15 protein-coding genes are annotated in these 13,236 nt (G+C 70.6%); 6 read left to right on the plus strand and 9 right to left on the minus strand.

Translation table 11 applies throughout. The features are described 5' to 3' along the window. Window positions 1-12: 12 nt before the first annotated feature. Both OIE67_RS08090 and OIE67_RS08095 read left to right on the plus strand, forming a co-directional pair. Window positions 13-987, plus strand: a complete 975-nt coding sequence (locus OIE67_RS08090) for an ABC transporter ATP-binding protein (protein WP_326638172.1) — start codon at window positions 13-15, stop codon at window positions 985-987. Next, window positions 988-1,992, plus strand: coding sequence for an ABC transporter ATP-binding protein (locus OIE67_RS08095; RefSeq protein WP_326638174.1), 1,005 nt, complete (start codon window positions 988-990; stop codon window positions 1,990-1,992). It begins immediately after the preceding gene. A 254-nt stretch (window positions 1,993-2,246) separates the two neighbouring features. Here OIE67_RS08095 and OIE67_RS08100 read toward each other — a convergent pair whose 3' ends face one another. The 3 genes from OIE67_RS08100 to OIE67_RS08110 all read right to left on the minus strand — a co-directional run bounded on the left by OIE67_RS08100 (window position 2,247) and on the right by OIE67_RS08110 (window position 4,943). Next, window positions 2,247-3,494, minus strand: coding sequence for a CHRD domain-containing protein (locus OIE67_RS08100; protein ID WP_326638176.1), 1,248 nt, complete (start codon window positions 3,492-3,494; stop codon window positions 2,247-2,249). Window positions 3,495-3,654: 160 nt separating this feature from the next. Further along, window positions 3,655-4,398: an anti-sigma factor family protein gene (locus tag OIE67_RS08105; RefSeq protein WP_326638178.1), complete on the minus strand. Its 744-nt coding sequence runs from the start codon at window positions 4,396-4,398 to the stop codon at window positions 3,655-3,657. Continuing rightward, on the minus strand, window positions 4,395-4,943 hold the full coding sequence (locus OIE67_RS08110) for a sigma-70 family RNA polymerase sigma factor (protein ID WP_245955465.1): 549 nt from the start codon (window positions 4,941-4,943) through the stop codon (window positions 4,395-4,397). Before OIE67_RS08110 ends, OIE67_RS08105 begins: the two co-directional genes overlap by 4 nt. Before the next feature lie 298 nt (window positions 4,944-5,241). On the opposite strand from OIE67_RS08110, the gene rsgA reads away from it, so the two are divergent. Beyond that, entirely contained in the window at window positions 5,242-6,339 is a 1,098-nt protein-coding gene (gene rsgA, locus OIE67_RS08115) for a ribosome small subunit-dependent GTPase A (RefSeq protein WP_106234262.1), read from the plus strand. A gap of 261 nt (window positions 6,340-6,600) precedes the next feature. On the opposite strand, the gene OIE67_RS08120 is transcribed toward rsgA, so the two are convergent. Both OIE67_RS08120 and tnpA read right to left on the minus strand, forming a co-directional pair. Then, the gene (locus OIE67_RS08120) at window positions 6,601-7,785 is read right to left on the minus strand and encodes an RNA-guided endonuclease InsQ/TnpB family protein (protein WP_326638181.1); all 1,185 of its coding nucleotides are present in this window, start codon (window positions 7,783-7,785) and stop codon (window positions 6,601-6,603) included. Continuing rightward, window positions 7,778-8,188, minus strand: a complete 411-nt coding sequence (tnpA, locus tag OIE67_RS08125; RefSeq protein ID WP_456094165.1) for an IS200/IS605 family transposase — start codon at window positions 8,186-8,188, stop codon at window positions 7,778-7,780. The genes OIE67_RS08120 and tnpA overlap by 8 nt, the downstream gene beginning before the upstream one ends. 159 nt (window positions 8,189-8,347) lie before the next feature. Here tnpA and OIE67_RS08130 point away from each other — a divergent pair, with 159 nt between their 5' ends. Further along, window positions 8,348-8,974, plus strand: coding sequence for a phosphoribosyltransferase (locus OIE67_RS08130; protein WP_326638185.1), 627 nt, complete (start codon window positions 8,348-8,350; stop codon window positions 8,972-8,974). Window positions 8,975-9,073: 99 nt separating this feature from the next. On the opposite strand, the gene OIE67_RS08135 is transcribed toward OIE67_RS08130, so the two are convergent. Next, entirely contained in the window at window positions 9,074-9,475 is a 402-nt protein-coding gene (locus OIE67_RS08135) for an ATP-binding protein (RefSeq protein ID WP_326638187.1), read from the minus strand. Window positions 9,476-9,676: 201 nt separating this feature from the next. Between OIE67_RS08135 and OIE67_RS08140 the strand changes: the two genes are divergently transcribed. Further along, window positions 9,677-10,558: a helix-turn-helix domain-containing protein gene (locus OIE67_RS08140; RefSeq protein WP_326638189.1), complete on the plus strand. Its 882-nt coding sequence runs from the start codon at window positions 9,677-9,679 to the stop codon at window positions 10,556-10,558. A 136-nt stretch (window positions 10,559-10,694) separates the two neighbouring features. Continuing rightward, a complete protein-coding gene (locus OIE67_RS08145; RefSeq protein WP_106234268.1) occupies window positions 10,695-10,928 on the plus strand; it encodes a DUF397 domain-containing protein in 234 nt (77 codons plus the stop codon). A 49-nt stretch (window positions 10,929-10,977) separates the two neighbouring features. Here OIE67_RS08145 and OIE67_RS08150 read toward each other — a convergent pair whose 3' ends face one another. From OIE67_RS08150 to OIE67_RS08160, 3 genes are all read right to left on the minus strand, one after another. After that, on the minus strand, window positions 10,978-11,628 hold the full coding sequence (locus OIE67_RS08150; protein WP_326638192.1) for a maleylpyruvate isomerase N-terminal domain-containing protein: 651 nt from the start codon (window positions 11,626-11,628) through the stop codon (window positions 10,978-10,980). Window positions 11,629-11,909: 281 nt separating this feature from the next. Beyond that, window positions 11,910-12,221, minus strand: coding sequence for a WhiB family transcriptional regulator (locus tag OIE67_RS08155; RefSeq protein ID WP_080036407.1), 312 nt, complete (start codon window positions 12,219-12,221; stop codon window positions 11,910-11,912). A 100-nt stretch (window positions 12,222-12,321) separates the two neighbouring features. Next, window positions 12,322-13,197, minus strand: coding sequence for a sucrase ferredoxin (locus tag OIE67_RS08160; protein WP_245955467.1), 876 nt, complete (start codon window positions 13,195-13,197; stop codon window positions 12,322-12,324). Between the last annotated feature and the right edge of the window lie 39 nt (window positions 13,198-13,236).

Genomic DNA, 13,236 nt, shown 5'->3' on the forward strand with positions numbered 1-13,236 from the left:
GGCGATGATCGCATGAGCAGCGTGCTGGAGATCAACGACCTGCACGTCGAGTTCCGCCTGGACGCCGGCACGGTCAAGCCGGTCAACGGCGTGTCGCTGTCGGTCGAGGCGGGGGAGACCCTGGCCGTCGTCGGCGAGTCGGGCAGCGGCAAGACCGCGACCGCCCTGTCGATCCTGCGCCTGCACCCCACCCCGCCCTGCCACTACACCGGCGGCGAGATCCTGGCCGGCGGCCGGGACCTGCTGAAGCTGCCGGAGCGGGAGATGCGCGCGATCCGCGGCAACGAGATCGCCATGGTCTTCCAGGACCCGATGACCAGCCTCAACCCCCTCAAGAGCGTGGGGGCGCAGATCGCCGAGTCGCTCCGCCTGCACCAGGGCCTGTCCAGGTCGCAGGCCCGCGTCCAGGCCGTCCAGGCGCTGCGCGAGGTCGGCATCCCCAACCCCGAGCAGCGGGCGGGGGAGTACCCGCACCAGTTCTCCGGCGGCATGCGGCAGCGCGTGATGATCGCGATCGCGCTGGCCTGCCGGCCCAAGGTGCTGATCGCCGACGAGCCCACGACCGCGCTCGACGTGACCGTCCAGGCGCAGATCATGGAGCTGCTCGCCGGGCTGCAGGAGCGGTTCGGGATGGCGATCGTGCTCATCACGCACGACCTCGGCGTGGTGGCCCGCTGCGCGGACCGCGTCCTGGTCATGTACGGCGGGCGCCCGGTCGAGCTGGCCGCCGTGGACGAGGTGTTCGCGGCGCCCCGGATGCCGTACACGAGGGCGCTGCTGCGTTCCATGCCCCGCTCCGACGTCCCCGGCGGAGCCCCGCTCGACCCGATCCCCGGCAGCCCGCCGAACCTGTTCTCGCCGCCGGGCGGCTGCGCGTTCCATCCCCGGTGCGCGCTGGCCCTGCCCGAGTGCTCTTCGACGGTGCCGCCGCTGACCGAGCGGGCCCCGGGGCACAGCGCCGCCTGCCTGCTGGAAGGGAGTCTCTGAATGGCAGAGCCACTGCCGCCACTGCCGCCACTGCCGCCGCCGCTGCTGTCGCTGCGCGGCGTGCGCAAGGAGTTCCGCTCGAAGGTGGTCGCCGTGGACGACGTCTCGTTCGACGTGCGCCCCGGCGAGACGCTCGGGCTGGTCGGCGAGTCGGGCTGCGGCAAGACCACGCTGACCCGGCTCATCCTGCGGCTGGTCGAGGCCAGCGGGGGCGAGATCTGGTTCGACGGCAAGGAACTGCTCGGGCTGCGGCAGCGGGAGCTGCTGTCCGTGCGCGAGGACATGCAGATCGTCCTCCAGGACCCGTACGCCAGCCTGAACCCCCGCATGCGCGTGGGCGACATCGTCGCCGAGCCCCTGATCACCCACGGCCGGGTGCGCCGCCGCTCGGCCGCCGCCCGCGACCGCGTGGCCGAGCTGCTCGACGCCGTCGGGCTGGAGGCGGGCAGCCAGGACCGGTTCCCGCACGAGTTCTCCGGCGGGCAGCGGCAGCGCATCGGCATCGCCAGAGCTCTCGCGCTGGAGCCCAAGCTGGTCATCTGCGACGAGCCGGTCAGCGCGCTCGACGTCTCCATCCAGGCGCAGATCGTCAACCTGATGAAGCGGCTGCAGGCCGAGCGGGGGCTGACGTACCTGTTCGTCTCCCACGACCTGTCGATCATGCGGCAGATCGCCACCCGCGTCGCCGTGATGAACCTGGGCCGGATCGTCGAGCTGGCCGACACCGAGACGCTGTTCACCGCGCCGCGGCACCCGTACACGCACAGTCTGCTGTCGGCGGCGCCCGTCGCCGATCCCCAGGTGGAGCGGACGCGGCGGCGCATCGTGCTCAGGGGCGACCCGCCGTCGCCCGCCGACCCGCCGTCGGGATGCAGCTTCCGCACCCGGTGCCCGGCGGCCCGCGACGAGTGCGCGCACACCCGCCCGCCGCTGGCCGCCCAGGAGGACCCCGGCCACACGGCCGCCTGCCTCTTCCCGGTCGCGGACGCCTCCGCCCTGGTCTGACCCGGCGCCGGACCTCCGGCCTGGTCCGGCCCGGCGCCGGATCTCCGGGCCTCGTCTGACCCTGCGCCGGGAATTCCGGCCCTGGAACGGCGGAGCGCCCCGCCGCACGGGCTCCGTGTGCGGCGGGGCGCTGGTCGCGACCGGGGTTTGGCCGGAGTCACCCCGTCGCGGCGGCCGACCGGCTGACCAGGCCGGTTCGGCCGGAACGGCCGTCGGCGGGCACGGGACAGAACCGTCCCCGCCACGGCCTCGACTCAGCCGAGGAAGACGTAGTCGGCCCCGTACGGGACGCTCACCTCGGCGCCCGGCTCGCAGGTGCCGGCGGGGGCGACGCCGCCCGTGGTGTTCAGCCGCAGGATCTGCGTGGCCTGCGCCAGCAGCCCGGCGCCCGCGCCCGCCTGCGTGGCGTCGAGGACCAGCTCGGGAATGTGCGCGCCGTTCGGCGTCCTGGAGAACACCGCGCCGCGCACCGCGCTGCCGTCGGGGGCGACCCACTGCGGCGGCCCGGAGGCGGGTGTGACGAACGTGTGCTCGATGCCGCGCTTGAGCGTGGCCGTCACGCCGAGCTGGGTGAAGCCGTAGCCGCCCGCAGGAAGCTCCGTGCAGGCGTAGATCTGGCTGCCGCGCAGCACCTCGGCGGTGAATCCGCGCGGATGGGTGAAGGCCGCGCCCGACAGCCGGGCCGCCGCCCCGCCGTCGCCGGATTCGGCGGTACGCAGGTCGGCGTGGTACCCGCCGGGTCCGGCGGCGATGTGCTTGGCCACCTTCGGGGCGACCGGCGTCTCCCCGGTGACGCCGGTCACGTTCGCGGGCAGGCCCCGGGGGACGGTGAACAGCTCCGCCGCCACGGCGCCGTGCCGTCCCGGCGCGCCCTTGTGCAGGTGCCCGGCCGTCACCCGGCCGAGGCCCGACCAGGTGACGGTGTAGGCGATCGAGGAGCCGCCGGGACGCAGCCACCAGGTCGCCCGGCCGCCCGCCTGGGTGCCGGTGCTCGCGGAGATCGTGGCCTGGTCGCCGCCGTGCAGGACGCCGTTGAGGTCGATCGGCCTGCTGAGACGGTGGAACTGGTCGCGTACGGCGCCCTTGGGGTGGGCGGCGTCGGACAGGTTGGCGTAGAAGCCGCCCGGGTTCCCGACGAGCGCGTCCACCACGTCGGCGCTCGCGGTGACGGTGCCGGTCACGCCCAGCGCGGAGGCGGGCAGTGAACCGGGAAGTAAGTCGAGCCGGACGTCGCCCTCCGTGCCCTTGGCGCCCGCGTGCACGCGGCCCGCGGTGGGCACGCCGATCCCGTTCCACCGGGCCGCGAACGTCACCTGGTTCCCGCTGACCTTGAGCACGACCGTCGAGGAGCCGTCCGCGTCGCCGGGGGCTCCGACCTCGCTCGCGCCACGCAGGCCGGCCGCGAGATAGACGTCGTCGGCGGCCTGCGCCGGGCTCACGGGCCCCGTGAGCAGCGCTCCCGCCGCCAGCAGCGCGGGAACCAGGATTCTTCGCTTGGACATTACGGCACCTCGTCAAGGACTCTGATATTCCGGTCAGTACGGCAGGCAGTACGCGCCCGAAGCCGGGAAGGTTCACCCCGTCGAGCGGATATTTCGCGATTTCTGCCGATAAATCGAGAAAGCCCTCCCACCAGCGGTGGAAGGGCTTCCCGAGAACCGGTCAGGCCTGGACGGTGAGCAACTTCTTACCGGCCGAGGTGACCACCTCGAAGTGGTCGATGTCCTTCAGCGGCGTCGCGCTGCCGCCGTGCATGTAGAGCGGCGTGGGCGATCCCGGCACTCCGTACCCGGCTGGAGGTACGGACCACCCGGTCATCACCCGGCGCTCACCCGACTTGCCGACGGAGATCAGCTCGCACTCCAGCGGCCCCTTCACCCCGGAGAGCTTGAGCGCCGCGTGCGTGCCCCACCCCTTGGACTCCACGACGAGCCCGCCGGTGACCCCGTCGACGCCCTTGCCCTCGATGGGCCGGCCCTCGGTGTAGAACTGCTCGGCCGGGCCCATGTCGGTGCCCATGTGGCCGCCGTGGCCCTGCGCGACCGGCGCCGCCTCACCCGCGTCGAGCTGCGTGCCGATCGTCAGGCCGCCCGCCACCAGCGTGACCGCGGCCGCCATCCCGATCACGAACGTCCCCCTGCGCGTCCGCCTGTCGGCCGCCTTCTTGCGCCGGAGCAGGCCGACCACGTCGTCCTCCCCGCCGGAGGGGAGGTCAACGGTAGGGGGGCCGAGATCATGGACCGGCCCGATCCCGTGCAGCACGTTGGCCACGCCGGCCAAGTCGGACAGTTCGTACCGGCACTGCGAGCAGCCGAGGAGGTGGGCCTCGAAGGCCAGCCTGTCGTCCTCGTCCAGCAGTCCGAGCGCGTACGCCCCCACATCCGTGTGCTCGACTCTCGAACTCACGCCGTCACCCCCCTCTCCTCAAGTGCGATCCGCAACGCGCGTACGGCGTAGTAAACCCGGGACTTCACGGTGCCCACCGGGATGCCGAGCGCCTTGGCGGCGTCGTTGACCGACCGGTCCCGCAGGATCGTCTCGTTGAGGATCTCGCGGTGGGCCGGCGACAACGCCTTCAGCGCCTCGGACACGACCACCTGGTGCAGCAGTCCTTCCATCTCGTCCGGCACGGGCATGCTCTCCAGCGGTCCGTCGCCCGACTCCCGCGGCCGGGCATCCCGGCGTCGCCGGTCATCGATCACGATACGTCTGGCGACCGTGGCGAGCCAGGGCATCAGCGAGACGGAATCGGGGTCGAGCCGCTCCGCACTGCGCCACGCTCTGATCATGGTCTCCTGCACCACGTCTTCCGCCCACTGCCGATCGCCCGCGGTCAGCCGGATCACGAATGCCAGCAGGGGCCTGTGATATTCCCGGTAGAGCGCGGACACGACCACCTCGTCGTCCGGGCGTACGCGCCGGATCCAGTGTCGTAGGCGCGGCTTCCCCATCGGGGCGGCTTCCTCGGCCGAGGGCGGGGGATACGTGCTGATTCGCATCATTCCCCTTTCTCAGTCCGTCGGGAGGTGGTACGGCCAGTGGCCAGGCCGCGGTTCAACGAATCGCCGAAGTTAATGCGATTGCATCGGCGGCGGCAGTCTGCGTAGAGTCGCCCCGACGACAGTTCGAGATCGAGGAGGTGAGGACCTATGCGGGTCGCCGTTTTCAGCGTGCCGTCAGTCCACCTCCGGGCGCTCACCTGAGCAGCCCTTTCTTTCCTCTTCGTTCTCGAAACAAAGGTTCACTGCGTTGTCTCACGACCTTTCCCTGCTCGGCTGGAGCGACCTGCGCGCCGCCGAGCTGCCGGCCGAAACCGTGCCCGCCCGCGTGGCCCGCATCGACCGCGGCGCCGCCGAGGTGATCGCCGCGGACGGCCAGCATCACGCCAGATACGGCGCCCGCGTTCGCCGCGCCTCCGCCGCCGACCCGGTCGCACTGCCGTGCGTCGGCGACTGGGTCGCGCTCCGATGGCTGCCCGAGGGCCGCTACGAGCTCGACGAGGTCCTGCCGAGGACCACCGCCTTCGTCCGCGGCGGCGTCAGCCGCGACTCCGTCGGGGGTCTGTCCGGCGACGGCCAGGGCCAGGTGCTCGCGGCCAACGTCGACGTCGTCTTCGTGGCCGAGCCGTCGATGCACTCGACCGACTTCGCCGACCTCGGCCGCATCGAGCGCCTGGTCGCCCTGGCCTGGGAGTCCGGCGGCACGCCCGTCGTGCTCATCACCAAGTCCGACCTGTTCGAGGACGGCCTCGACGGCCTGCTCGACGACGTCCGCGTCGCCGCTCCAGGCGTCGACGTGCACGCCGTCTCCTCGCTGCTCGGCGACGGCGTCGAGCTGGCCGCCTCCTACCTCGGCGGCTCGCGCACCGCCGTCATCCTGGGCCCGTCGGGGGCGGGCAAGTCCACCCTCGTCAACGCGCTGGCCGGCGACGGCGTCATGGAGACCCAGCACGTACGCGCGGCCGACGGGCGCGGCCGGCACACCACGGTGCACCGCGAGCTGATCCCGCTGCCCGGCGGCGGGCTGATCATCGACACGCCCGGCATCCGCCGGGTGGGCCTCTACGACATCGGCCAGGGCGTCGACCTCGTCTTCGCCGACATCGAGGCGCTGGCCGAGCGGTGCAGGTTCGGCGACTGCGGCCACAACGGCGAGCCCGGCTGCGCGGTGCTGGCCGCCCTGGAGAGCGGCGAGCTGCCGGAGCGGCGGCTGGAGAGCTGGCGCAAGCTCCAGCGGGAGGCCGCCTGGATGGCCTCCAGGACCGACGCGCGGCTGCGTAAGGAGCAGCAGAACAAGTGGAAGGTGATCACCAAGGAGATGCGCCGCTCAGGCCGCAACCGCCCATGACAGCCCGCTGAGGAGGCGCCTTGAAGGGCTGAAAGAGCGCTCTCTGGCGTGGCGGCCGGAAATGGCGCTTCAGACAGGGTGCTCTGTCACGACCCCGACAGGACGCTGTCCGGCGCTGGCACGGTATTTCCCTTTCACGGCGTCTTCACCGATGCCGTGAAAGGGATTGCCGATCGCTGGCCCGGGGGGAGGCGAGGAGCGGCTGTCAGCGGGTAAGCACAGGTCGTGACTCCTCCGTTCCCTGAAGGGAGCGGCTTCTCGCTAAGCCGCTTCCGCAGCCCGGCGAAGGGCAAGCCCTGCCCTGAGGATGTTGACCGCCGCGTTCACGTCGGCGTGCGCGGCATGCCCGCACGCCGTACAGGCGAACTCCGCTTGGGTGACGCGGTTCTCTTTCGCGCAGTGCCCGCATCGGGCACAGGTGCGGGAGGTGCCGGCGGGGTTCACCGCGATCAGCTCTCGACCGGCGCTTTCAGCCTTGTGCGCGAGGATCGTCAGGAACACCCCCCAACCCGCGTCCAGGATGCTCCGGTTGAGACCGGCCTTGGCGGCGACGTTGCGGCCGGGGGCCTCGATCGTGCCGGACGCCGAGCGGGTCATGTTGGTGATCCGCAGGTCCTCGTGCACGATCACGTCGTAGTTGCGGATCAGCGCCAGCGCGGTCTTGTGTGCCCCGTCGAGCCGCTGGCGGCGGGCCTTGGCGTGCAGGGCGGCGACCTGGGCGACGGCCTTACGGCGGCGCTTGGATCCGCGTTGCTTGCGGGCCAGGTCCCGCTGCGCGACGGTGAGACGGTCAGCGGTCGCCGCCAGGTGACGCGGGTTGAGCACGTGTTCGCCGTCGGAGGTGGTGACCAGCGACGCCACGCCCATGTCGATACCGGTGACCGCACCTGTCGCGGGCAGGGGCTGAGCGGGTACGTCCTGGCACGACACGAGCACGTACCAGCGGCGGCCCTCGCGCTTGACGCTGATCGTCTTCACTCTTCCGTGTTCGGGGCGGTGCTGGTGGACACGGACGTGCCCGATGCCCTGCAACCGGACGTAGGTCGCGGCGGGGTGCTCGGGCTGGGAGTCCCACCGGCAGCCGTCGCCGTCCTTGGGCCACTCCACGCTGTCGAACCAGCCACGCCCTTTGAAGCGGGGGTAGCCCGGCGTGCGGCCCGCCTTGACGCGGTCGAAGAACGCGCGGAACGCCTTGTCAAGTCGCCGCAGCGTGGCCTGCTGCGAGGAAAACGACCAGCGGCCTTGGCCGTCCGGGTCGTCGGCGCGGATGTGCTTGAGGTCGGCCGACTGGTCTCCGTATCGGACGCTCGCGCCCGCCTTGGCGTAGGCGGTGCGCCGGTGCTCCAGAGCGGCGTTGTAGAGCTGCCGGTGGTCCTCGAGGCATGCCGCGAGCGCCGCCGCCTGACGTGCGGTGGGACGCAGCAGGAACGTGTACGACCTACGCACGGCCACCGCCCTTGGAGGGCCGCTCGTCCTGCGTGTCGATGTAGCGCTGGACCGTCTCGGCCGGCACCGCGCCGACCGTGGCCACGAAGTAGGACCGTGACCACAGGGTGGGCAACGGGGAACGCAGGTGAGGGAATTCGGCACGCAGGTGGTGGGAGGTGAACCCCTTGAACTGGTTGGCCACGTACGACGGCGAGTTCTTCGGGTGGGACTTGACGAACAGATGCACGTGCTCCGGCATCACCTCGAGCGCCACGATCTCCCACCCGGGTTCGTCGGCCTTGGCCCGGATCAACTCCTCCAGGCGGTCCTTCACCCGCCCCTCAAGGACCGGGCGGCGGTACTTCGGGCACCACACCACGTGATATCCGAGGTCGTACGCCACGCCCGGGGAAGTGCACACCTGGCGAGTCACACGATCACTATGACAGCGCCATCCATCTAATGAACGGAGATCTCTGATGCGCAGACCTGACAAGTCACTGCACGCTCGGAGCTTGACGGCCCTCCCGCTTCCGATTCCCCCGTCGCCTGAAGGCGATAGTCCCCTCGGGAGAGTTTGATGGAGTACTTCGCGGACCGGGCCGAGGCGGGAGCCCTGCTGGCCGAACGCTTGCAGGACGCGCACGACCCGGTGATCCTGGCCCTGCCGCGCGGCGGCGTGGCGGTGGCCGCGCCCATCGCGCGGGCCCTCGGCGCGCCGCTCGACGTGCTGGTGACCAGGAAGATCGGCTATCCCCCGACGCCCGAGCTGGGCGTCGGGGCGATAGCCGAGGGCGGCGAGCCGGTGTTCGACCTGACGCTGCTGAGCCGCCTGGGCCTGACGCCCGAGTCCGTCGCCCACGTGGTGGAGGACGAACGGCGCGAGCTGGCCCGCCGCGTCCGCGCCTACCGCGGCGACCGGCCGCTGCCCGCGCTCGAAGGCCGGGAGGTGATCGTGGTCGACGACGGCCTGGCCACCGGCAGCACCGCGCGGGCGGCGCTCAGAGCGGTCGCCGGGGCCCGGCCGGCGAAGGTGACGCTGGCCGTCCCCGTCGGGGCCACGGAGACCGTCGAGTCGCTGCGCGCGGAGGCCGACGAGGTGGTGGTGCTGCTCACGCCCATCGACTTCAGGGCGGTCGGCCAGTGGTACGAGCACTTCGAACAGCTCACCGACGCCGACGTCCTGCGCCTGCTGGACCGGGCCTGAGACCTGCTGAACGCCTGGACCGGGGCCGTCCGGACCGAGGCAGTACGGACTGAGGCCCTTTCAGACCGGGTCCTTCGGCGCTCAGTCCTTTCGTGCCGGTCAGCCGGCGATGACCGCCCAGACGAGTTTGCCGGAGCCGCCGGGGGAGAGCCACCCCCACGTCGTGCAGAGGGCGTCCACCAGCCGCAGGCCGCGTCCGTACTCGGAGAACACGTCGGGCGCCGAGGTCACGGGGACGGTCCTGCTGTGGTCGTTCACCACGCATGCGAGCTGCGCCTCGTGCGAGACCAGCCGTAACTGCGCGGCGCCGCCGCCGTGCCGCATCGCGTTGGTGACCAGCTCGGAGACCACCAGCTGGGTATCGAAGGCCAGCTCGAGCGCCCCCCAGGAGCCGAGCGTCTGGTCGACGAAGCGCCGCGCCATGGCCACGCAGGCGGGTTCGAGAGCGGTGCGCTGGTGGAAGGGGAAGACGGCATCACACTCCCCGGCACGCCCTTCCACCAGGATGGGCGTAAGCCACACGGGTGGCCGGGTGCCGGTGGCGGCTTGCGGCCGAGCGTCGAAAGTCGTCATTCTGGCCCCCGAAGCGCGGTCTGGTGATCCAATGCCCATCTTTACGGGGAGCGCTTACCGATGCAAGACTTTTCATCGTTTACGGATGCGAATCGCATCTGCACGTGCAGATGACCTAGGAGCGGTGCAGTGAGCGCACAGAGCGCGGAAGGGCAGCTTCTCCGCCATTCGCCGGGAAGCCCGACAGTGCTGCGGATCCTGCTCGGGACCCAACTGCGCAGGCTCCGTACGGAGCAGGGTATCTCGCGGGAGGACGCCGGATACTCGATTCGCGCATCTCACGCGAAGATCAGCCGGCTGGAGCTCGGCCAGGTCAGCTTCAAGCAGCGCGACGTGGCCGACCTGCTGACCCTCTACGGCGTCACCGACCCGGCCGAGCGTGAGCCCCTGCTCGCCCTGGCCAAGCAGGCCAACGCCCCCGGCTGGTGGCACCAGTACGGCGACCTGCTGCCCTCCTGGTTCGAGGTCTACATCGGCCTGGAGGGGGCCGCGTCGAGCATCCGTACGTATGAGAACCAGTTCGTGCCCGGCCTGCTGCAGACGCCCGCCTACGCCAGGGCGGTGATCGAGCTGGCCCACGAGAAGGCGTCCAGAGCCGAGCTGGACCGCCGGGTGACGCTGCGCACGACGCGGCAGAAGCGGCTGGAGAGCGGCCTGACGATCTGGGCGGTGATCGACGAGGCCGTCGTGCGCCGGACCCTGGGCGGCTCGGAGACGATGCGGGGGCAGATCGCCCATCTGCTCGACATGACGGCCGAGCGGAACATCACCGTGCAGATCATGCCGTTCGAGCGCGGTGGTCACGCGGCGGCCGGCGGGCCGTTCAGCATCCTGCGCTTCCCCGAGCGCGAGCTGCCCGACGTCGTCTACATGGAGCAGCTCACCAGCGCCCTCTACCTGGACAAACCCGCCGACTCTGACCAGTACATGGAGGTCATGGACCGGCTCAGCATCCAGGCGGAGGAGCCGAAGGCGACCAGGCGCTTCCTGGAGCGGCTCATATCTGGATGAGGTCCTGGATATCCCTGTGATCCACTCCATACCGTGATTTTTGGTCGTCCGGTATATGGAGCTCTCCGTGCTGCCGTATTGTCAGCTCGCAAACGCGGATGCACGTGCATCCGTAAGATCGCGAGGAGCCGTCCCCATGCATGAGTTCCACAACGGAACGTCCGCCGGCCGCCTTCCCGTCGTCTGGCGCAAGAGCAAGCGGAGCAATCCCAACGGGAACTGCGTCGAGGTCGCGAACCTGCCCACCGGGGAGATCGCCATGCGCAACTCGCGCTTCCCCGAAGGGCCCGCCCTGGTCTACACCCAGGCCGAGATCACCGCGTTCGTCCTGGGAGCCAAGGACGGCGAGTTCGACGATCTCATCGTCTGACGGAGCAACGCCGTCGCCCGGTTACGGTCGTACCGGCGGCGGGTTTCGGTCACGGAGTCTGTGACGGCGGCTCGTTGTACCAGCGCCACCGTGTCAGGCGCGGACGCCCGGGCAGCTCGGCGCGGCCCGTGACCCACAGCAGCGTGGCCCATGGCTCGGTGCCGCGCGGAGCGTCGGGGAAGAGCCTGTTCAGCACCCTCGCGCAGATCTCCGCGGGCGGATCCCAGTCGAGCCCCAGCCCCCGCGCCAGGTCGTGCGTGTGCACCAGGGTCTCCACCAGGCCCATCGCGGCCGAGGACGCCGCGTCCGCCGGCCCGAAGGTGTGATGGGCGCGCGCGTGCGGAGGGGCCGTGCGCACCATCGCGCTCAGCAGCGCGCCGCTCGCCTGCAGCACCTGCATCAGCCCGCTGACACCCGAGGCCCGGTCGGCGTGCACGGAGTTGCGCGGTCCGCCGGGCCGGCGGCTCTCGGCGGCGAAGGGGACGTAGACGTCCAGCGGCCCCGTGCTGAGGCCGAGCTGGACCGCGTAGGCGAACAGGTCGTCGGCCAGGTGCTCGGCGGTCTCCCAGCAGGTCCATTCGAGGTCGCCCGCCTTGGCGTTCCAGGCGGGTTCTGTGGTGTCCGCGAGGAGCTCGACGGCCAGACGCACGATCTCGTCCAGGTCGTCCGCGGTCACGGATGCGGTATCTGATGCCGGCATGCCAGGAACCCTAGCCGCCTGCCCCGCCGCGCCGGAGCCGGTCGTGCTCGCCGGAGACGACCCTGGAAATGACTTCGGACCGCGGCTGGCGCCCGCGGTCCGATTCATGTGCTCCCTCCCGCTCGCCGCCGATTCGGCACGTGAAGCGGGGGGTTGATGATTGTGGTCGCCTGATCAGGCAGTTGTCCCGACCGGGTTCGCCAGAGCCTGTGCTTGGCTGGCCAGGCTCTGGTTCATCGGGACAACTGCGTGATCACGCGATGGTGACGCTGCCGGGTGTGTCAGGCGGCGGAGATGCCGGCGCTGGCCGCGCGGCGCATGCGACGGCGACGCTCGCTCGCCCGCTCGTCCTCGTTGAGACCGCCCCACGTGCCGTACTTCTCGGGCCGCGAGAGCGCGTAATCTAGGCACTCGTTGCGGACAGGGCACTGGGCGCAGATCGCCTTGGCCTTCCGCTCTCGTACGTCACGCTCGGGCTGCCGCTCCCCGTCGGGGCCGAAGAAGAGCACGAGGTCCTCACCCCGGCACGCGGCATCATCCTGCCAACCCCAGCTGGGGCGCGGGCGGGCGAGCTGCCGACGTACCTGAGACATGAGAAAACCACCTTCGTGAGAGGTATTTCGGTAATTGAGCCGCATTGGACGCTTTTGGCGTCACTGTTCCAACGCAACGTAGGGCCGTGATGTTCCCTGCTCAGGCGAGAGCGGGCGTGGCGTACCGCACAGGCGTGAGCCTGTCCAGCGAAACCAGCCGGTAGGTGGTGATCGTCTCGGCGCAAGCCGAAGCGGTGCCACACGGCGCCGTGAACGCCGATGGCTCGACCACAACCTGGAGCCGGACGTCCCCGATGCGCACAATGGCTTCGGTGACGTCGCCGTCCGTCCTGGAGGATTCCACGGCCACCGCGCCGACGGAGCACTCTCCCGTATGGGCTCGGGCGAAGTGCTCGACGGCCTGCAATGGCTCAGGGATGCCTGCGCGTCCCCGGTAGCGGTCGAGAATGACCTCGCCCGACCGGTACGCGTTAGCCGCTGCCAACGCAGCAGCCTGAGACATGCTGCCGTAGAAAATTCCGTGTGGCAAGCACACGAGGTTGGCGGCGTACCGATCGCCGCCAACGTGTGACGTTTCCCATACTCTGTCCGGCAGGTTTTCCGCCAGCGACCGAGCGAGGGGTAGTCCAATGCGGGCGCAGCACACATTGCGCTTGGCGTGCGTGCAGACCAGAAATACCGGCTCGTCTTCAAGTATGCAGGACTCCGGGACCACTCCGGCCACCAGCGCGTCCAGGTCAAGATCGTCGGGACCTGCGACGACACCCGAGGCCAACCAGGGGTTCGGCCCCGCCGCGTAGCCCACTAGCACACGGATCCCCTGCTCCTGCGGGCGGGTTCGCCTGCCTGGACGGCGGATCAGCTGGGGCCTGATACCGCGTTCGAGGGCCCGGCGGACGAGTTCTGAGATTTTTCCCGGAAGTTCGAGCGTTTCCAGGCGCGAAGGCCAGGCTCCGGTGTATTCGATGAGCAGCCACAGCCTGGCTCCCACGGTGGCGCTGGCCAGCGTGGGCACCTCCCCTGTGTGACATCCCGCGGGATGTTCGCAGCCCCT

Source organism: Nonomuraea fuscirosea, assembly GCF_035917475.1.
GTDB lineage: Bacteria > Actinomycetota > Actinomycetes > Streptosporangiales > Streptosporangiaceae > Nonomuraea > Nonomuraea fuscirosea.